15 protein-coding genes are annotated in these 19,917 nt (G+C 56.0%); 9 read left to right on the top strand and 6 right to left on the bottom strand.

Features of this window, described 5'->3' with window-relative positions:
* Window positions 1-7 precede the first annotated feature (7 nt).
* The 4 genes from MWU60_RS16420 to MWU60_RS16405 all read right to left on the bottom strand — a co-directional run bounded on the left by MWU60_RS16420 (window position 8) and on the right by MWU60_RS16405 (window position 4,605).
* On the bottom strand, window positions 8-1,354 hold the full coding sequence (locus MWU60_RS16420; RefSeq protein WP_247228462.1) for a polysaccharide biosynthesis/export family protein: 1,347 nt from the start codon (window positions 1,352-1,354) through the stop codon (window positions 8-10).
* 123 nt (window positions 1,355-1,477) lie between these two features.
* Entirely contained in the window at window positions 1,478-1,702 is a 225-nt protein-coding gene (locus MWU60_RS16415) for a hypothetical protein (protein ID WP_247228461.1), read from the bottom strand.
* Window positions 1,703-1,813: 111 nt separating this feature from the next.
* Window positions 1,814-2,449, bottom strand: coding sequence for a YjbF family lipoprotein (locus MWU60_RS16410; protein WP_247228460.1), 636 nt, complete (start codon window positions 2,447-2,449; stop codon window positions 1,814-1,816).
* Window positions 2,446-4,605: a YjbH domain-containing protein gene (locus tag MWU60_RS16405; protein ID WP_247228459.1), complete on the bottom strand. Its 2,160-nt coding sequence runs from the start codon at window positions 4,603-4,605 to the stop codon at window positions 2,446-2,448. Before MWU60_RS16405 ends, MWU60_RS16410 begins: the two co-directional genes overlap by 4 nt.
* A 165-nt stretch (window positions 4,606-4,770) precedes the next feature.
* On the opposite strand from MWU60_RS16405, the gene MWU60_RS16400 reads away from it, so the two are divergent.
* On the top strand, window positions 4,771-5,538 hold the full coding sequence (locus tag MWU60_RS16400) for a metallophosphoesterase family protein (protein ID WP_247228458.1): 768 nt from the start codon (window positions 4,771-4,773) through the stop codon (window positions 5,536-5,538).
* Between the two features lie 7 nt (window positions 5,539-5,545).
* Here MWU60_RS16400 and MWU60_RS16395 read toward each other — a convergent pair whose 3' ends face one another.
* Window positions 5,546-7,279, bottom strand: a complete 1,734-nt coding sequence (locus tag MWU60_RS16395; RefSeq protein ID WP_247228457.1) for a nucleoside-diphosphate sugar epimerase/dehydratase — start codon at window positions 7,277-7,279, stop codon at window positions 5,546-5,548.
* A gap of 330 nt (window positions 7,280-7,609) precedes the next feature.
* Here MWU60_RS16395 and MWU60_RS16390 point away from each other — a divergent pair, with 330 nt between their 5' ends.
* The 7 genes from MWU60_RS16390 (at window position 7,610) to MWU60_RS16360 (ending at window position 15,799) form a co-directional block, all read left to right on the top strand.
* Window positions 7,610-9,739 (top strand): polysaccharide biosynthesis tyrosine autokinase, encoded by a 2,130-nt coding sequence (locus tag MWU60_RS16390; RefSeq protein ID WP_247228456.1) that lies wholly within the window; start codon window positions 7,610-7,612, stop codon window positions 9,737-9,739.
* Between the two features lie 127 nt (window positions 9,740-9,866).
* Complete coding sequence (locus MWU60_RS16385) at window positions 9,867-10,880, top strand: NAD-dependent epimerase/dehydratase family protein (protein WP_247228455.1); 1,014 nt, start codon at window positions 9,867-9,869, stop codon at window positions 10,878-10,880.
* Window positions 10,881-10,884: 4 nt separating this feature from the next.
* Entirely contained in the window at window positions 10,885-12,162 is a 1,278-nt protein-coding gene (gene tviB / locus MWU60_RS16380) for a Vi polysaccharide biosynthesis UDP-N-acetylglucosamine C-6 dehydrogenase TviB (RefSeq protein WP_247228454.1), read from the top strand.
* A gap of 21 nt (window positions 12,163-12,183) precedes the next feature.
* Window positions 12,184-13,362, top strand: coding sequence for a glycosyltransferase family 4 protein (locus MWU60_RS16375; RefSeq protein WP_247228453.1), 1,179 nt, complete (start codon window positions 12,184-12,186; stop codon window positions 13,360-13,362).
* A gap of 7 nt (window positions 13,363-13,369) precedes the next feature.
* The gene (locus tag MWU60_RS16370; protein ID WP_247228452.1) at window positions 13,370-13,972 is read left to right on the top strand and encodes a sugar transferase; all 603 of its coding nucleotides are present in this window, start codon (window positions 13,370-13,372) and stop codon (window positions 13,970-13,972) included.
* Window positions 13,969-14,562: an acetyltransferase gene (locus tag MWU60_RS16365; protein ID WP_247228451.1), complete on the top strand. Its 594-nt coding sequence runs from the start codon at window positions 13,969-13,971 to the stop codon at window positions 14,560-14,562. Before MWU60_RS16370 ends, MWU60_RS16365 begins: the two co-directional genes overlap by 4 nt.
* A gap of 4 nt (window positions 14,563-14,566) precedes the next feature.
* Window positions 14,567-15,799: a DegT/DnrJ/EryC1/StrS aminotransferase family protein gene (locus tag MWU60_RS16360; RefSeq protein ID WP_247228450.1), complete on the top strand. Its 1,233-nt coding sequence runs from the start codon at window positions 14,567-14,569 to the stop codon at window positions 15,797-15,799.
* Here MWU60_RS16360 and MWU60_RS16355 read toward each other — a convergent pair.
* Window positions 15,796-17,316 carry a trimethylamine methyltransferase family protein gene (locus MWU60_RS16355; protein ID WP_247228449.1) on the bottom strand — a complete coding sequence of 507 codons (1,521 nt, stop codon included), beginning with the start codon at window positions 17,314-17,316 and terminating at the stop codon, window positions 15,796-15,798. The genes MWU60_RS16360 and MWU60_RS16355 overlap by 4 nt on opposite strands.
* A 153-nt stretch (window positions 17,317-17,469) precedes the next feature.
* Between MWU60_RS16355 and MWU60_RS16350 the strand changes: the two genes are divergently transcribed.
* A complete protein-coding gene (locus tag MWU60_RS16350; RefSeq protein WP_247228448.1) occupies window positions 17,470-19,905 on the top strand; it encodes an FAD-dependent oxidoreductase in 2,436 nt (811 codons plus the stop codon).
* The last annotated feature ends 12 nt before the right edge of the window (window positions 19,906-19,917 follow it).

Below are 19,917 nucleotides of genomic sequence, written 5' to 3'. Positions count from 1 at the left end.
AACCTGCTTATCTGCTGGCGATGCCTACACCTGAGGTAATCAGCGATGGCACCAGTTGCTGCACAACCCGGTTCCAGCGCGTGATCGGCTGTTCGGCGATAAAGATGATATCGTTTGGCAGCAGGTTCATCCGCGTTGCGAGCAACAGATTAGTTACGTTTCGCGCATCCAGATGCCAAGCCGTCACCGCGCCAAAATCTGCCTCCGCGCTGCGCAGAACATAGATCTGCGCCGGATTGCCAGTTTCGGACGAAAAACCGCCGTCTGAATAAAGCGCATCTGCCAGTGTCGTTTGCTGCCCGAACGGCATCGCAAAGCGGCCCGGTTGGGTAACCTCACCAGTCAGATAGACATAATCGCGGTCGACGGCATCAAGGGTGATACGGTCCTGAAAGTTGACGCGTGTTTCGGTCAATGCCGCACGCCGCAATTCAATCTCGGTGTTCAGTTGCGCCAGCGCCAGACTGCGCCCTTGCTGGCGAAACTGTGACAGCGTGATCTGTTCTTCGAAATAGGCACGCGCTTTCTCAAGCTCAAAAGCCGTATCGACGAAGACGCTGTCGCCCGCTGCAAGGCGGGTTTTTTGCAGTTCCGGTTCGCTAAGGTACTGCGTCAAAGGAATTTGATAAAGCGTCCCGTCCCGGTAAATACGGATAGATGCAAAATCGACGTCAGCCGTTGCAATGCCACCGGCACGTGTGAGCGCTTCGTCAAGGCGCAGCGGTGTCAAGGTGATCGGCACAACGATGGGTGTTGCGACGGCACCACCCAGCGATACCCGCTGCGAGTTAAACTCTGCAATCTCCAAGCTAAAGGTCGGATCAATACGGTTTTCAACGAGGCTTTGGAAAAGCTGTGCTTCGGCCTCTTCCAGCGTCAAACCCTCAAGGTTGATCCTGCCAACGTCGGGCACGGCAATCGCACCGTCATCCTGCACCGTATAGCCTTGGCGGCTGTTCTGGGCGGCAAGTAACCCGCTGAGCTCTTCGACCGTAGTGCCCGCTGACTTCGTTGCTAACAGCACAACATCACCGACCCCGATGCGGTATGGGCCGGGGTTAACGGGTGGTGGGATGCGTGCGGCCAAGGTTGCAGGGCGCTGTTGTTCAGAAAGGCTTGGTGGTGGGGCGGCCCCGGCGCTGCGTAACGCCCCCGCACTTCCGGCGTTTTGGAAGAATGCGTTGGGGATTTGTTTTGGCGTATAGGTATCGCGGTTAGCGACCAACACACTATCGGCGCTCAGCGGCACGACACGCACTTTTCCGTCTGTAGCGCTAACCTGTGGGGAAACATATGCCACACCACATGCCGTTAGCGATACGGCTGCAATAACCCCAAAAATCCACTTACGCATATATTCTTTCAAGCCCAGTATCGACGCAGGCCACGCTTGCAAGCATGGTTTGTTCAGACCCTAAAATGAAAGAAGGCAGGCCGAAAAGCCTGCCTTCGCAAAATAACCGACGAAGGTGTCAGCTTATTCCATTGCTGTAGTTGGTGTTGGGTCATCATCATCATCGCCTGCGCCAAGCGCGATGGCCGCAACGACAACAGTCGCAAGAACGATCGGAACAACTGCACCGCCCAAGGCGCCTGCAGCTGCTGCACCGCCAGTAGCTGGTGCCATTGTTTCAACTTCTTGTGCTGCCAGTGGTGCAGCTGCAAGGATTGCTGTGAGAGCGAGTGGAGCAATAAACTTCATAATGTTTCCTTTGGTTTCCGGTAAGAAAGTCAACTTCAAGATATCGACCTAGGGTAGAATTGTAAACAGCGCCTTAGCGATTGGGAGAATTGGAATAACCTTGTCGGGGCGTTAGTCCCGGCGTTCGATGCGCATATCGCCGATTTGGGGGGAAATCCACTGCCTTGAGGATGAAAATAACCCATTTTTATCAACAATATAGCTATTTTCAATGATGCCAAGGCGCGACGTGCATTGTTCTTGTGTTCCTTGACCAACAGGGTTCGTGTAGCGGCAAACGAAACTACGCGTGACAAGCTGATTTTCGCCGTCCAGATAGCGGTGGATTCGCACCGCTGAAGACTGCCCGCCGCGCAACGCACGGGATACTTCGGAAACATCTGCCGTCATCAGATCGAAACCAAGGCCCCTTGTGGCCACGACCAGCCCATCTTGCAGGCTGATACTGATCCCATCCGCCGTCAAAAAGGTCTCAACCCCGTTGTTGACGCTGGTCCGCGTCAGCGCGGCGGCTGTACCCAAAGTAGGAATAGAGACAAGCAGCACCGGACCGTCAATCTGCGCCATAACGGCAGGCGTGAAACCGGCCCGCAGAGCGTCAAAGCTGGGTGCCTCTGCTGGCGCGCCCCCGGACGACGTCAGCCGCTCCCAAAGCTGGCCTGTCAGATCATCCTCATTACTTGCGTTGCCGCAACCAGCCAAAGCCAGTGCTGCGCAAAGGAACCAGTGCGGTCTTGGGAAACTCATCGCCAGAACCTTCCCCAATTTCCGCGCAAATCATTGTCATGGTATTCGCGCACCGTTTCATACAAGCGGCCACTGATATTCAGACGCGCCCCGCCATCCCGCGTGAGGGGGCGCAGTGTGATGTTGTTGACGCGTCGCGTTGGCGTGCCAAGGAAATGTTCCAGCGGGATCGAGAACCGCAAACCCTTGTCGAAGGATCCTTCGCCGAAATCTTCGGCTGATACGTCTGTGAACGTGGCAAAGGCACCCACGCGCCAGCCGTTATCAAATTCGCGGTTAAGCGACAGGGTTGTCCCGTAATCCCCGGCCAAGTAGCGCCCCACGTCGATCTGACCGTGCAGGTTATTTTCAAAAGCGTAATAGGCCGACGCATGCCCGGTCACGACGTCATAATCCTGAAACCCGAAGAGCTGATCAAAGTCGCGTTGTTTTGCATAGTTCACCTCAACCCCAAGCCCCAGACGGCTGTCGACCGGCTTCCATAGCACTTCGGTCGAAAGCCCGCCGAACATCTGTTCCAGATAGCCGCCGGTGACCCGCCCATAGTAATCGGGGGCCAGATTGAACTGATACGCCGCCGTCAGGCGGTTGATTGAGGGGTCGCCTTCGGCGGCATAAATCGCGCTGTTGGTGCGCACACGTTCCAGAACAGAGTCTGTTTCCCGCCCGTCACCCCGGTTGCCTGCAATGCGTTTGCGTACTGCCCCACTCAGCGTGAGGCCCGGCGCGATGTCATAAAGCGCTGACAGTTCCAGCCCGATGTCAGCCCGGATCGGGCTATCAGGATCGAAATACGACGTGTTGAGGTAAGGGCCAAGCCGCCACTGAAAGCTTGGATAGAGGCCATCAGCATAAGTGGCATCTTCATCTGCGGTCGCGGCATCCTGCAATCGCGCACGGGCGTAGGATTTCCACGCATTGTCGGGCGCGAATTCCAGTTCTTCGATATCGCTGCGGCGCAACACAACTGCCGCCGTCTTGATCCCGTCCACGACGGGCACAATCGTGAATGTCTCAACCGAGGCAGGCATCACGCGTGTCAGGATACGGGCGATCCGCCCAATGGCCTCTGATCCGGCGATGTAGGTATCATTGCGAAACAGCACCGTGGTGGAGGTCGGGGCGATAGTCATCGCCTCCAACGTCAGCCCTTCAAATTCCAGTAGGTTCGCGACGTTATCGCGCAGGATTGCGGGCGCATCATCCTGCTGGGTCCAGTCCAGATTACTGGCGGCGCCGGGTGCACGTGGCACAACCGGCGTGGGGCGCAGGTTCTTGCCGCCGTAAATGGCGGGTTCTTTGGGGTTAAGCGAAAAGGTCAGCGCTGCGCCCAATTCGCTGCCGTAAAGATAATAGGCTTGCAGCGACGCATTGTCTGTCATTGCATAAGACAGGCCGAAATTCAGCGGTGACTCCCGTTCGAACAAATCAGGCCCATCGGCTGTTTCGCGGACATAGGCGTCTGACGAATACTCGGCCAGCAGGGTCAGCTGGTCGGTCGGTTGCCAGGTGACACCGCCAAAAAATGCTGCATCGCCCCGAAACCATTCGCCGCTTTCAAGCTGACCGCCAAGGCCAGAGGTGCCGACGGGGCGTTCGTTAAAGCGTTCGTCGACAGCGCCAAGCGGGTTGTCGAACCCTTCGTAGGACCCAAAGCGCCCCCACCCAATCCCGCCGGTCACGGTAACAGCGGGCGCGACCTGCTTGGTCCCGACAATGTATTCGCCTGAATATATTCCGGTCCCGATCATATCCTGCAACCCGATGGCGATGGCCGGGCGCCACGTGCTCTCATCAACCAGCCGGTAGCGCAGGTCAAATGACCGATCAAATGTGTCTTGGCCGGTCGCAATCGACCAATTCTCGATACGGGTATAGCGAAAGCTGCCTGACAATCGCGGACTGATTTGAAAGCTGAGCGTCGTGCGTGTGCTTCCGGCAAAATATCCGATTGTTGCCGCAAGTTCGGCGTCTTGCGCAGTTTGCGCCGTTGGCATGTCGATCAGGCCGGGCGTGCCGAAGAGGTTGTAAGTATATGATGGCGTCGTATCCGCGTCTTGCGCATGTCCGGCCTGCGCCACACCAAATGCCAGCATGAACCATGCCAAAGGTGCAGACCCGCATCTTTTGCGGTAAGGTCTTGTGTCTGTCGACATCGTTTCTCCTGCCGGATTATACCTTGCTGGGTACACTTGGGTGCAAGCAATTACAATCTGTCCGCGTGTCGCGAAAACAACTGGTGGAAGGTTGCCGATGGCCGCATATTCGCCACATGGCACGACGTTGGGCGTGCGCATTGGGTGACGAGGGAGAAACATCTGTTGCGACGCATCCTTAAGATGTTTGGCGGTCGGTCATCGGGCGCGGATCGCCAAGGGCCGACGGTCGAGAATGAATTGCGGCCAGACGCCCCGTTTTATGCCGTTGGTGATATTCATGGTCGCGTTGATCTGTTGCTGGCCCTGTTGCCACAGATCATGACGGATGAAGATCAGACAATCGTCTTCTTGGGCGACTACGTTGATCGTGGTCCGGCTTCTGCAGCTGTACTGACAGCGCTTTATGATCTGGCGCAAAGCCGTCCTGCGCAGATTGTTTGCCTGATGGGCAACCATGAAAAGATGATGCTCCAATTCATTGACGACCCGCTTGATCGCGGCGCGCGCTGGCTGCGCAATGGCGGGCGCGAAACGCTGGCCAGCTTTGGCATTGACCTCCCCAAAACACCCACACCGGACCAAGCGCTTGCTGCGTGCGAGGCATTGGAAGACGCTTTGCCCAGCCCCCTTGTGGCGTGGCTGCGCGACTTGCCGTTGTCATGGAACAGCGGCAACGTCTGGTGTGCCCATGCCGCGATGAATCCTGAGCGCGCACCAGACATGCAAAAGCCCGAGACATTGCTATGGGGCCACCGCCTGTTTTTGGGGCAAGCGCGGCAGGACGGGCATTGCGTCATTCATGGCCATACAATTGTGCATGAACCACTTAATCACGATAGCCGGATCGCTATTGACACAGGCGCTTACAAGACGGGCCGTTTGACAGCGGCGCATATTGCGCTGGGCGCGTGTCGATTTATCAGCACCTGACGCAGTGTCAGGCCGATGCGCTTTCATGGGTCGGCAGATGATAACCTTCTACCCGATCTCGGACGATTGCGCGCAATGCAGCGGCATCACCGTTTGCGATTGCGGCTTCGGTCGCGCGTAGCAGTGATGCGACCTGAATTTCGCTCAGCGGTATTTCCTCTGCCCGCAGGATTTTTGGATGCGGTGTTGTGGATAGATCATCGGTGATCAAAAGCTCTTCATAAAGCTTTTCGCCCGGACGCAAGCCGGTGATTTCAATCGCGATATCGCCTTTGCCAGTGTCAGGGTCTTTCAGTTCCCGCCCTGACAGTTCGATCATGCGCTTCGCGATATCAACGATCTTTTGCGGCTTGCCCATATCCAGCACGAAGACATCGCCGCCCGTGGCATAGGCACCGGCCAGCAACACAAGGCGGGCTGCTTCGGGGATGGTCATGAAGAACCGTGTCACGTCTGGGTGCGTGACGGTGACGGGTCCGCCCGCAGCGATTTGCTTTTGAAACAGCGGCAAGACAGAGCCGGATGAGCCCAAGACATTGCCAAAACGAACCATCGCATAGCGGGTTTGCGGCGCGCGCGTTTGGATATCCTGTACCACCAGTTCAGCCATCCGTTTAGTGGCACCCATGATGTTGGTGGGGCGCACGGCCTTATCTGTTGAAACCAGAATAAACCGCTCAATCCCCACTTCATCCGCGACATCAGCCACGATTTTCGTGCCGATCACGTTGTTGGACGCACCTTCAACTTCATTGTCTTCAACCAGCGGGACATGCTTGTAGGCTGCGGCATGCAGAATGATATCGACGTTGTCACCCGTCACAACCCGTACAACACGGGCCCGATTTGTGACTGATCCCAGCCTTGTAATCACAGGGATGCGTGCTTGCGCTGCCATTTCTGAAAGCTCACCATTGATGGCATAAAGCGCGTATTCGGATTGTTCGAACAGAACGATTGCAGCTGGATTGCAGTTGATCAGCTGGCGGCACAGTTCTGACCCTATGGAGCCGCCTGCACCCGTGACCATCACAACGCGACCTGCATAGGCCTTGGCAATTTCTGGCGTATCAAGTTCTACCATGTCACGGCCCAATAATTCGTCTGGTGAAACCGTGCGCAAAGACGTCTCAAGGCTGCGTCCAGACATCAGGTCGATGAACGATGGCAACACCTGCACTTCAACCGGAAGTTTTGTAAGCCGGGCAAAGAGATCATTCCGCTTTTTGTCTGAAAGCGACGGGATCGCGAGTAACACGCGGGCGACGCCATACTTATTAATCAGGTGTCGCAATTCGCCGGGCGCGCGGACTTCGAGGCCAGCAACGACCACCTTGTGTAGGTTTGGATTGTCATCAACGAATAGAACTGGCCGTGCCTCGACCGATTGGCGTAATGCCGCCGCCAATTGGATACCCGCCGCGCCCGCGCCATAGATGATGACCGGCAGGCAGGTGCTGTGACGTTCGCTGAGATACCGCAAGGCATAGAGGCCAAAGACACGCGCGGACATTGCTAACAGGAAGAAAACAGCGCCAAAAATTAGGGGCACAGATCGTGGACCGGCCAGATTTAGAAGGTAGCTCGCCGCAATTGCAGTCAGCGAAAGTAAGGCAGCGGCCATCGCGATGCGCATTGTTGCGTCGCTTTCGATAGCGTGCAGTTTGATCCGGTGAAGCCCCAGGAAAACAATGATCGGTGGGCTGACAATGGCTACAACAGGCAAAAGCAGAAACGACACATTCGGCAAATCAAATGGCCACCAGGTGCCGTAGCGTAAACAAACAGCACAATAAAAGCTGATCAGAGCGATAAGGCAGTCAGTGACCAAAAAAATTATCTTTTTCTTGATCCGCGACATCCCCAGAAGACGCGTTACCAAAATCTTACTCCACTTATTGGTTTAACCAAGAATCTTACGGTTGTTTAACAATTCCGGATCATGGTGAACAGGCCCTTAGTGTTCAGGGTCATGATTGAAAAGGCGTTAACAAAGGCCAGAATGGCCAGCAGATTGCCTTCCTGCGCTGCATGTGGGAAGGAAGACTAAGGTTATCCACAGGATATATGTATGACTCGCGCCTCTCTTATTACGCACGGCACACCCCATGCCGAAGCCCACAAACCGGAAGATGAAATTGATCTTGGCAAACTGTTTGGGGTCTTGTGGCGGGGCAAACTCTGGATTGCGCTGTGCGGGATTTTGGCGTTGGTTGCCGGTGGCTATTATGCATTCAAAGTCGCGACACCTATTTACACCACCAGCGCGTCGGTCGCCCTTGAAACCCGGCAAGACCAAGTTGTCGATATTGAAAGTGTCGTTTCTGGGATTTCGGGTGATCAGGTTGCGATCAATACCGAAGTCGAAGTCCTGCGATCCCGACGCTTGATCGGCAAGGTTGTGACAGACCTTGATCTGACACAAGACCCTGAATTTAATCGTACATTGCAAGAAACCTCATCGCTGTCGCTGGGTGGTGTTGCTGCTGCGGTGCGCGAGAATATTCTAGGTCAAACGGTGACCGAACCTGTGTATACGGATCAGCAGATTTTCGATGCGGTCATCACGACGCTACTGACAAAAATCTCGGTCACGAACATCCGTCAAAGCTATGTTTTTCGGATCACGGTTGTCACTGAGAATCCTGAAAAATCCGCATTGATCGCCAATCGGCTGGCAGAGCTTTATGTCGAAGATCAGATTGCGTTGAAGTTTGAAAAGACCGCTGAAGCGACCGAGTGGTTGACCGACCGTGTTGCCGAACTCCAGATCGAGCTTGAAACCAGCGAAACCCAGCTGAAGGATTTTAGCAGCAACACTGATCTGATCAGTCCCGAAGGGCTTGTCGCGTTGAACCGGCAGTTAAAGGACTTGCGCGAACGTCAATCCGATTTGACCACGACCTTTGCAACGATGGATATGCGCGTTTCTGCGCTGAAGGCAGCCTTGGAAACCGGCGATTTGTCGCAAATGGCCGCCGCGGCAGACAGCCCTGAATTCACCCGGCTCTTGGGGAATGCGACGACACCGCTGACGCAAGAGGTGTTCCGCAACCAATATGACGCACTGATCGCAAGGACCGAACTTGAACGGTCTCGGGCACAAACGCAGCTTGCTACAGTTGAGCTGTCGATTGTTGAGCTGTCAGAAAGCATTGAAACGCAATCGGTAGAGCTTGTAGCACTCCAGCAATTGCAGCGCGAAGCAGAAGCAAGCCGGCTGATCTATGAATTCTTTCTCAATCGGCTGAAGGAAACTTCGGTCCAGCAGGGTCTGCAGCAAGCAGAAAGTCGCATCCTTTCAGCGGCTGTCGTACCCAACGGGCCGTCAGCGCCGCGCATACCTATCATTCTGGTGCTGTCGCTGCTGCTGGGCTTGATGGCCGGGGCGGCTATCGTATTGTTGCGCGAGTTTTCGCAAAATACCTTCCGTGTTGCTGAGGATTTGGAAGCCAGAACAGGCTACGCCGTCATCGGCCAAGTGCCGTTGATCCCCGCAAGGCACCGCAAGAAAGTTCTGACCTATCTGCAAGACAAACCGAATTCCGCAGCGGCCGAGGCGATCCGCAATCTGCGCACATCGTTGTTATTGGCGAACTTGGACAAGCCGCCCAAGGTGATCATGTCCACTTCGTCCATCCCCGGCGAGGGTAAGACGACACAGTCGATCGCTTTGGCGCTAAACCTCGCTGGGTTGGGCAAAAAAGTGCTGTTGATTGAGGGCGACATTCGGCGGCGGGTCATGAACGAATACTTTGGCATCCCTGAAAAGCCCGGCTTTCTCAGCGTGATGCTGGGTGAGGTGGCGCTGCGCGATGCGCTGACCACATTGCCGGATATGAAGTGCGATGTCTTGCTGGGTGAAAAATCCCAAACGAACGCGGCTGATATTTTTTCATCCGAACGGTTTGGTGCATTCCTTGATACGCTGCGAGGGCAGTATGACTTTGTGATCATTGATACGCCGCCTGTTTTGGCTGTGACGGATGCGCGTATCATCGGCCGTTGGGTTGATACGACGATCTACACCGTGCGGTGGGACAGCACATCACACCGGCAGGTCTTGGACGGCCTGAAGGCATTTGAACAAGTTGGCGTCAAAGTGGCCGGACTTGTGCTTGGGCAGATTTCGGCACGCGGGATGAAGAAGTATGGGTATGGCGACAGTTATGGCGCTTATCAGTCTTACTACACGGAATGATTGCGCAATGTCGTGCTGCCGTCCTGCAAGGTCACCTTGACGGCGGTCGGATTGCAGGAAAAAAAGCGCCACTACCGCACTGATTGCGCTGTAGGACGACATCAACGCCACCGTATTTGGAGAGCAAGTGAAACGTATACTGATAACTGGGACAGCGGGCTTTATCGGCTACCACCTGGCCAAGCTTTTGCTGGACGAAGGGTTCACGGTCCACGGTATTGATGCCATCACCGATTACTATGATGTCAATCTGAAACGGCGACGGCATCAGATGCTGTTGCAGTCCCCCAATTTCACGGCAACTGAATGCTGGTTGGAAGACGCAGATCGCATTCTTGAGGTGACGAAAGAATTTCAGCCTGACGCAATTGTCCATCTCGCGGCTCAGGCAGGTGTGAGGTATTCCTTGGAAAACCCACGCGCCTATCTTGAAAGCAATATCGTCGGGACGTTCAACGTGATGGAGGCCGCGCGTGAATTAGGTGTCGACCATCTGTTGATGGCATCAACGTCGTCTGTTTACGGCGCCAACGAAGAGATGCCGTTCCAAGAGACAGAGAAAACCGAAACACCTTTGACCTTCTATGCGGCCACGAAAAAGGCGAACGAAGCCATGGCGCATTCCTATGCCCATATCAACGGGCTGCCGATTACCATGTTCCGGTTCTTTACGGTATATGGCCCGTGGGGTCGCCCTGATCTGGCGCTTTATAAGTTCGTGGATGCGATGCTCGATGATCGGCCTATCGACATCTATAATCATGGTGACATGTACCGTGACTTTACCTATGTCACAGACCTTGTGCGCGGCATTCGTCTGTTGATTGATGTGGTGCCACAGCGGCCTGCGGCACCACAAGACATCCCCGAGGGCGACAGTCTTTCGCCTGTTGCACCCTACCGGGTCGTGAACATCGGCAATTCTGAAAAAGTGCGGTTGATGGACTTCATCGAAGCCATCGAGGATGAGCTGGGGATGAAGGCCAAACGCAATTACATGGATATGCAAAAGGGCGACGTACCGGCGACCTGGGCTGATGCGAACCTGCTGGAGTCTCTCACAGGCTATCAACCGCAAACCAACGTACGTGACGGGATCAAAAGCTTTGTGTCGTGGTTCCGCGACTATCACGGGAAGTGACCTGATGCTGACACCAGATACTGCCAGAATTGCCGTCATCGGATTGGGTTATGTGGGTCTACCGCTTGCGGTTGAGTTTGGACGCGTGCTGCCTACGGTTGGATTTGATATCGACACCGGCCGTATTGCCGAATTGGAAGCAGGTCGCGATCGCACGCAAGAGACCACGCCAGGCGAACTTAGTGGGGCGACACATCTAACGTTTACGGCGACGGTTGACGATCTGCGTGCCTGCAACACTTACATTGTCACAGTTCCGACACCCATCAACGCGCATAAACAGCCCGATCTGACACCGCTACTGCGGGCGTCTGAAACAGTCGCGCAGGTGATTTCGGAAGGCGATGTGGTCATTTATGAGAGCACGGTGTACCCCGGGGCCACCGAAGAAGATTGCGTTCCGATCATTCAGGCGGCCTCTGGGCTTACCTTCAATCAAGACTTCTTTGCGGGTTATTCGCCAGAACGGATCAACCCCGGCGACAAGACCCATCGTTTACCGACCATCACCAAGGTCACGTCAGGGTCGACGCCAGAGACCGCAGATTTTGTTGATGCCCTATACGGGCGCATCATCACCGCAGGCACGCATAAAGCACCATCCATCAAGGTCGCTGAGGCAGCGAAGGTCATTGAAAACACCCAAAGAGATGTGAACATCGCGTTGGTGAATGAACTGGCGCTTATTTTCAACAGGATGGATATCGATACGCTTGATGTGCTTGAAGCAGCGGGCACAAAGTGGAACTTCTTGCCGTTTCGCCCTGGGCTTGTTGGCGGGCACTGCATCGGGGTTGATCCATATTATCTGACACATAAGGCCGAAGCGATTGGTTATCATCCTCAGGTCATCTTATCAGGCCGTCGGCTGAACGACGGGATGGGTGCCTATGTTGCGGGGCAAATCATCAAGGCGATGCTGCGCAGGCGTATTCAGGTTGATGGTGCTCGTGTGCTGGTGCTGGGTCTGGCCTTTAAGGAAAACTGCCCCGATCTGCGCAACACACGTGTCGTTGATATCATCAAAGAGCTGGGCGACTACGGCATCGTCGCCGATGTGCATGATCCGTGGGTTGATCGTGATGCAGCACGGCATGAATATGATCTGGATCTTGTCGAAACACCCGAAGCCGGCGCTTATGATGCGATTATCCTGGCAGTCGCTCACAACGAATTCGTTCAAGCTGGTGCGTCTGCCTTACGTGCCTATGGGACCGCCGATCACATCTTTTATGACCTTAAGTCACTGTTCCCTGCCAGTGACAGCGACATACGTTTATGACTTGATTTGCTCACAAGCCCCATGACGCAACATATCCTCCTCCTCGCCTCATATGCCCCATCGCTGATCAATTTTCGCGGGCCGCTGATCCGTGATCTTGTGGCCGCGGGTCATCAGGTCAGTGTTGCGGCACCTGATATGACGCAATCCTTGCAGGGGCAGCTCGCGGTGTTGGGTGCCAAGGTCCATGACACGCCGCTGAACCGCACGGGCACGGGCATTTTTGCGGATTTGCGGTATGCAGTGACATTGCGGCGCGTGATCCGGGACGTCCGCCCGGACGTTGTTCTGACCTACACGATCAAGCCGAATATCTGGGGCGCTTTTGCTGCCGCCTGGGTGGGTGTCCCATCCATCGCGATGGTTACCGGGCTGGGGTATGCCTTTACTGATGCGGGTGAGGCGACGATCAAGCAACGGATTGTCAGAACGATTTCCCGCCGCCTTTATCGCGCAGCCACCCGTCGCAATGCACGCGTGATTTTTCAAAACCCCGACGATCGGGATGACTTTTGTGCAGCAGGATGTCTGGACGACCAAAGCAAGATTGGCATGGTGGATGGGTCCGGCGTTGATATGGCCCATTATGCGCCTGCGCCTCTTCCTTCAGAGCCGTCTTTTTTGATGATCGCGCGCCTTTTGAAGAACAAGGGAGTGCGGGAATACGCGCAGGCTGCAGCGCTGGTCAGGCAAACCCATCCACATGCGCGTTTCGTTCTGGCTGGCCCATTTGATGATGGGCCTGATGGCATTGACGCGCAAGATTTGCAGCGGTGGCAGGATGCCGGGCTTGCGTATCTTGGTGGGCTGGACGATGTGCGCCCTGCAATGCGTGAGGCGCAGGTCTATGTTTTGCCATCTTATCGTGAAGGCACGCCGCGATCCGTGCTTGAGGCGATGGCGATGGGCCGCCCTGTCATCACATCTGACGCGCCGGGATGTCGTGAAACGGTGCAGGATGGGGTGAACGGGTTCCTTGTGCCGCTGCGCGACCCAGATGCGCTGGCGGCGCGGATGCGGGACATGATTGATGATCCGGGGCGGACGGCCCGAATGGGGCAAGAGGGGCTGCGGATTGCGCAGGAAAAATATGATGTTCGCAAAGTGAACCAAACCTTGATGGGCTATCTGGATGTGACAGATATGGCTGTGCATAGTATCCGGCACCCCGCAGCGAGTGCGTCAGGAGGGCTGAAGTGAACACAGCATGCGCATCATGCTAAAAAGGGGCCTTGATATCGTGGGGGCGTCCTTGGGCCTTATGCTGTTGTCCCCGATAATCCTTGTGCTTGTTGTGCTGATCCGTCGCCGCATGGGTGCACCTGTTCTTTTTCGCCAGACCAGGCCGGGCAAGGATGGTGTCCCGTTTCAGATGCTAAAGTTTCGCACCATGCTCGATGCGATGGGCTCTGATGGCAGCGTTTTGTCTGATGCTGATCGACTGACTCCGTTTGGGCGGAAGCTCCGGTCAAGCTCGCTGGACGAATTGCCCGAGCTTTGGAATGTGCTGAAAGGCGACATGAGCCTTGTTGGCCCGCGCCCCCTATTGATGGAATATCTGCCGCTCTACAGCCCAACGCAGGCCCGCCGCCATGATGTGCGCCCCGGTGTGACGGGCTGGGCGCAGATCAATGGGCGTAACGCGATTTCATGGGAAGAGAAATTCGCGCTTGATGTCTGGTATGTTGAAAACCGGACGATCTGGCTTGATCTTAGGGTTATCTGGTTGACCATCAGAAAGGTTCTGGCAAGGGATGGGATCAACGCACAAGGGGATGCCACGATGCCAAGGTTTACGGGGTCAGAATGACCGGGCTGATCATCATTGGTGCAAGTGGGCACGGGAAAGTCGTTGCTGATACGGCAGAGGCCTGCGGTTATTCCGATATCGCCTTTCAGGATCAAAACTGGCCTGAGCAGACGACCAATGCCCATTGGCCAGTTACTGGTGTACCCGGCAAAAGCCAAACGACGATGTTTTGTGCCGTTGGTAATAACGAAGCCCGCGCACGGCTATTTGAAGAACTTGCGCTGCAAGACACCCCCATTCTGATCCACCCCGGTGCGGTTGTTTCCCGATACGCGCAGCTCGGCGCTGGTACTCTTGTTGTGGCCGGTTGCGTTGTGAATGCCTATGCGGCAATCGGCGTTGGCGTCATATTGAATACCGCTTGCAGCGTGGATCATGACTGCACTGTCGGTGACTTTGCCCATATCTCACCTGGTGCCCGTTTGGCTGGAAATGTATCTGTTGGCGCGCGCAGTTGGATCGGCATTGGCGCAGTTGTGCGTGAAGGTGTCAGCATCGGCACTGACGTTGTGGTCGGCGCCGGTGCGGTCGTACTAAATGATATCGAGGATGGTGCCCGTGTGGGCGGAGTCCCTGCGCGAAGGATTTGATTATTTGCTGAACGGTCCCTTTTCCCCCTGGCCTGCGTTTACCACCGAAGAAGCCGACGCGGTGTCGCGTGTACTGCTGTCTAACCGCGTGAACTATTGGACCGGGCAGGAAGGACGTGCATTTGAAAAAGAGTTCGCCGCGTGGTGCGGAGCGGATCATGCTATTGCTTTGGCCAACGGGACCGTTGCAATTGATCTGGCATTGGCTGGGTTCGGGATTGGGTCGGCGAATGGTGGGGCAGAGACGGATGAGGTGATTGTCACGCCGCGCACCTTCTTGGCCTCGGTCTCGGCGGTCGCTAACGCGGGTGCGACCCCCGTTTTTGCAGAGGTGGATCGTGACAGCGGAAACATCAGCGCCAACACAATTGCAGCCGTTGTGTCACCCAACACCAAGGCCGTAATTGCCGTCCATCTTGCCGGGTGGCCCTGCGATATGGATCCGATTATGGAACTGGCCAGCGTGAAGGGTATCAAGGTGATTGAGGATTGCGCACAGGCGCACGGTGCCCGTTACAAGGGCCGCCCGGTTGGGTCTATTGGGCATGTCGGCGCGTGGTCGTTTTGTCAGGACAAGATCATGACCACCGGCGGCGAGGGCGGCATGGTCACGACAAATGATCCCGCGCTTTGGTCGCGGATGTGGTCGATTAAGGATCACGGCAAAAGCTGGGATGCTGTCTATGAACGCGAACACCCACCCGGGTTTCGATGGTTGCATGAAAGCTTTGGCACCAACTGGCGGATGACCGAAATGCAGGCCGCCATCGGGCGCATCCAGTTGGCGCGTATGCCTGAGTGGTATAGCGCCCGTGCAGCAAATGCGGATGTCATTTCAAGCGCGTTAAAGCCGTTCTGTGATGAAAATGGGCCGATCCGCCTGCCTGCGCTGGGCTGTGCGGGGTGTTCTGGCTGCGATGCGGCGGATGGCTGTGTGCACGCGTTCTACAAATACTATGCCTATGTGCGTCCCGAAAACCTGCCTGCGGGTTGGAACCGTGACCGCATCGTGGCCGAGATCAACGCGCATGGCGTGCCATGTTTCCAAGGAAGTTGTTCCGAGGTTTATCTGGAAAAGGCATTTGATGGGACAGGGTGGCGACCCGACCCCCGCCTGCCCATCGCGAAAGAACTCGGTGAGGCCAGTTTGATGTTCTTGGTGCATCCGACCTTAACTACGGATGAAATGTCAAAAACAGCCGATGCGATCAGCGCCGTTTTTGGTCAGTTGTGCTAGCCGTGTAGAATGTGAAAGCGCGCTTTGATCGCGCTTTCCTGTTCTTGCGTCAGATAGGTTGGTTGATGTGTGCTGAGGATCTCGCGCGCCCGTTCATGTGCCACTGTCCAAGCATCCTTGCCGCCGTTGGCAGCCCATGTGCGCGGCTCTTCGCGGTCGGCCAAAGATGGGTAGAAATAATCGCGCTCCATAGCGGCATAGGTGTGCTGACCACCCAAGAAATGCCCGTCGCCCAAAACCGCCTCTACAATTGCATCAAAGCCAAGATTTGCTTCATTCACCTCAATCCCCCGTAATGCGCGGTAGGTGTGCGAGTGCATTTCATCGTCCAAAACGAAGGCTTCAAAGCTGGCCCCCAGCAAGGATGCCGTCATACCCGAGCTTTCATAGATCAGATTGCCGCCAGCAAGTGCGGCCGCCAGCGACGTCAGGCCCTTCTCCATGCCGTATTGGGCATCAATCGCTTTGGCGTCCGTCATTGAACACGCAACACCGGACGGTAGGCCAAGCCAGTTTGAAAGCTGGGCAGAGGCCGCATTCAGCACAGCGGTTTCGCCGCTGCCACCGGAAAAAGACCCGGTGCGCAAGTCAATCACCAGCGGCCAGTTGGAAAACACCATGGGGAAACCGGGTTGAATAGCGTGCACCATGACAAGGCTGGCAAGGGTTTCTGCCAATGATTGCGCCAGAAATCCCGCAAGCGTCGCGGGTGCTGTCGCACCTGCCTGTGCCGCCGTGATGCATGACATCGGAATGTTGTGTTTGATGCATTCGTAGACGACATCAACGGCGTCTTCACCAAAGCGCATCGGTGAAATCACCGGGCTGATATGGGCCTTCATGAACGGGCGCTGGGCAAATGCGCCGGGCCCGCCTGCCGCGATATCCAGCATCTCGACGATTGGAGCGACATGGCTGGCCAAAGTGAATGAGGTGGCGGTTGGCTTGGTGGTGTTCTTAAGCAAGGCGTAGACGGTGTTGACGTCCAGATCGTAATTATCCGGCACATCCGTGGCGACGCAGCAGCGCGTGTACCAACTGACATTTGCGAGGATGTCTTGCAGGCGGGTGAAGTCATGCAGATCCGCCAGTGTCGAGGGCCGATATGTCCGGTCGTCCAAATCCAAGGTCTGAACCGCCGCACCGCCTGTTCCGAAGTGCACCGCTGTACCGCCGACGGTGATGGACCGCGCGGCGTCACGGCCATGCAAAACAAAGGTTTTGGCGGCTTGGGCGATGGCCTCTTTGACCAAGGCGGGCGGGAACACGAAGCGCCCCGCGCCATTGTCCGTTGCACCCGCAGCCGTCAGATCTGTCTTCAGCCGATCGGGGACTTCGCCTATCCCCAGATGCTCCAGCAGCTTAAGTGCCGTATCAAAAATGCTGTGCAACTCTGGTTCTGTCAGCGGTTTGTACGCGCCGCCGTTTTGGCCAGGCGAGCAGGGGTCAAAGGCTGGCTTTGCCGCGCGTTTGGCGATCCGCTCTTTGCGTCCACTGCGTTTGGGTTTTTCTGGCAAATGCTCACCTTTACGATCAACCGGTCGAGGCAAACAAAGGCCTGCATCTTATTGTCTACATGTTTTGCCTCAAGTCTTGCAGATTGTGCACAAAAAACTTGTCGCGCGACAAGAAATGCGCCCATGTGTTCTGAGACGAAGGGGAGACAGGACATGAAATCGCGCACAAAAGTCGCCGTCATTGGCGGTGGCATCGCAGGCTGTTCAACGCTGTATCACCTGACCCAAGAGGGCTGGAGCGATGTTGTCCTGATCGAACGCGATGAGCTGACATCCGGCACCACATGGCATTCTGCCGCACAGGTGACCAACTTTGGTATGAACCAGACGATGGTTGGCCTGAAGACACACTCGATCAACTTGTATAAGAAGCTGCGCGATGATCCTGAGTATCCGGTGGGCTATCACCACGGTGACGGGGGCATCCGGCTGGCGAACACCGAAGCGCAGATGCAGGGTTACCGCCACTTTGCGTCAATGGCGCGGGGGATGGGCGTTGAATTTGAGGTGATTGACGCTGCCGAATGCGCGCGACGCCATCCGCTGATTTCAACCGATAACCTGTTGGGTGGCCTGTGGGACGGCGAGGATGGCGATATTGATCCGGCCCAATTGTGCCAAGCGCTTGCCTTTCATGCCCGCAAGGCCGGAGCAGAAGTGTATCGCCATACCAATGTGACCGCGTTGAAACAGCACAGCGACGATACTTGGACTGTGGAAACCGACAAAGGTAGTATTGATGCGGACATCGTCGTGAATGCCTGCGGCTACCGCGTGAATGAGGTTGGGGCGATGATGGATGTCCACCACCCGGTCGCGTCGATGGAACACCAGTATTTCGTGACCGAGGACATTCCTGCCATTGTGGAGGCGGGTCATCGGATGCCGCTTTTGCGTTGCCCGATATCAGACTACTACGCGCGGCAGGAAAAGAACGGTCTGCTGGTTGGTTTCTATGAACAGGACTGCAAAACCTGGGGTTTGGATGGCATCAGCCCAAGCTTTGCCAACGACCTTTGCCCGGATGATCTTGACCGTGTGATGGACGTGCTTGAGGGTGCCTTTGAACGGATGCCTGCACTGACGGAGGTTGGCATCAAACGGGTCGTGAATGGCCCGATCACCTATACCATTGACGGCGCGCCTTTGGTCGGGCCGATCCCCGGCAAGCGCAATGCGTTCTGCATCATTGGTTTGCGTGCCGGTGTCGGCGAAGGCGGCGGGCATGGCTGGCTGCTTGCCCAGCAGATCGTACACGGTGAGGCCTGTTATGACACATGGTGCATTGATCCGCGTCGTTTCACGGGTCACACGAATGTTGAACTGACAGCGCTCAAGGCGATTGAGGACTACCAGAACGAATTCCGGTTCCACTTCCCGCATGAACATCGGCCCGCTGGACGGCCTGCCAAAACGACACCGCTGACCCCGATCATGGCCGCGGAGGGTGCGGCGTTTACCGTTGTGAATGGATGGGAGCGGGTGGAGTACATCAAGCCCACGCCAGATTTTCACCCAACACACGGATTTCATTTTGACGAAGCCTTTGACGTTGTTGCCGCCGAGGTGCGCCATGTGCAAGAGCATGTGGGACTGTGCGAAGTAAACGGTTTCAACCGGTTTGAGGTTACAGGCAGCGACCGCCACAGTTTTCTTGACCGTATGTTCTGCGGCAATGTGACCAAACGCGATGGCCGTGTTGGTTTGGGTTATCTTCTGAACGATCATGGCATGGTGAAAGGCGAGGCGACAATTGCCAATCTGTCTGCTTCGGACCGCGGACCGGCGCGTGTCTGGTACGGGTCAGCCGCTGCGGCAGAGTTTCATGATATGGATTGGCTGACGGCGCATTTGCGTGCCGATGAAGATGTCCAGATGCGCAGTCTGACAAATGATCAGACCATTCTGGTGCTGGCCGGACCCAAAGCGCGTGACGTGCTGTCGGCCTGCGCGCGCGGTGACTGGTCGAAAGAGGGCTTCCCCTGGCTGTCCGTCCGCGAATGCTTTGTCGGGTTTGCGCCAGCGACGGTCATGGGCGTCAGCTTTTCGGGCGAGTTGGCCTATGAAATCCATATTCCCAATGCATCTCTTTACGCTGCTTATCTGGCGTTGCGTGAGGCAGGCAAAGCCCACGACTTGCGGCTTTTCGGGGCGCGGGCGGTTGAATCCATGCGGATGGAAAAAAGGTTTCTGCATTGGAAGGCTGACATCATCACCGAATTTGACCCGTTTGAAACGGGCCTCGATCGCTTTGTGAAGCTGGACAAAGGCAGTTTTGTGGGCCGGGACGCCTTGCAAGCGCGGATCAAAGATGGGCCGCGCAAACGCCTTGTGACGCTTGAGATCAACGCAACCCATGCGCCAGCCCATCCAGGCGCGTCGCTGATGCATGACGGGCGCGTCGTTGGGACGATCACATCGGGCGACTGGGGCCACCGGGTGGGGATGAACCTGGCCTATGCTTTTGTTAATGCTGATCTAAGTGAGCTGGGTAGCACGCTGCAACTGGATCAGCTTGGCGACATGACCGAAGCCGAGGTTATTGCAGCCTCGCCCTATGATCCTGACCATACGCGCATGCGGGCGTAAATTCGGCGCGCT

Origin of the sequence: Yoonia sp. F2084L (assembly GCF_023015625.1) — a bacterium.
Taxonomy (GTDB): Bacteria; Pseudomonadota; Alphaproteobacteria; order Rhodobacterales; family Rhodobacteraceae; genus Yoonia.
The sequence above is the reverse complement of the archived record's forward strand: the minus strand, read 5'-3'. Positions and strand labels throughout refer to the sequence as shown.

Bases quoted from the DNA above. Each gene is read 5' to 3' on its own strand.
- MWU60_RS16375 (WP_247228453.1), top strand. From the start codon at position 12,184: ATGACGCAACATATCCTCCTCCTCGCCTCATATGCCCCATCGCTGATC.
- MWU60_RS16365 (WP_247228451.1), top strand. From the start codon at position 13,969: ATGACCGGGCTGATCATCATTGGTGCAAGTGGGCACGGGAAAGTCGTT.
- MWU60_RS16350 (WP_247228448.1), top strand. From the start codon at position 17,470: ATGAAATCGCGCACAAAAGTCGCCGTCATTGGCGGTGGCATCGCAGGC.
- tviB (WP_247228454.1), top strand. From the start codon at position 10,885: ATGCTGACACCAGATACTGCCAGAATTGCCGTCATCGGATTGGGTTAT.
- MWU60_RS16390 (WP_247228456.1), top strand. From the start codon at position 7,610: ATGACTCGCGCCTCTCTTATTACGCACGGCACACCCCATGCCGAAGCC.
- MWU60_RS16420 (WP_247228462.1), bottom strand. From the start codon at position 1,354: ATGCGTAAGTGGATTTTTGGGGTTATTGCAGCCGTATCGCTAACGGCA.
- MWU60_RS16415 (WP_247228461.1), bottom strand. From the start codon at position 1,702: ATGAAGTTTATTGCTCCACTCGCTCTCACAGCAATCCTTGCAGCTGCA.
- MWU60_RS16370 (WP_247228452.1), top strand. From the start codon at position 13,370: ATGCGCATCATGCTAAAAAGGGGCCTTGATATCGTGGGGGCGTCCTTG.
- MWU60_RS16405 (WP_247228459.1), bottom strand. From the start codon at position 4,605: ATGTCGACAGACACAAGACCTTACCGCAAAAGATGCGGGTCTGCACCT.
- MWU60_RS16410 (WP_247228460.1), bottom strand. From the start codon at position 2,449: ATGAGTTTCCCAAGACCGCACTGGTTCCTTTGCGCAGCACTGGCTTTG.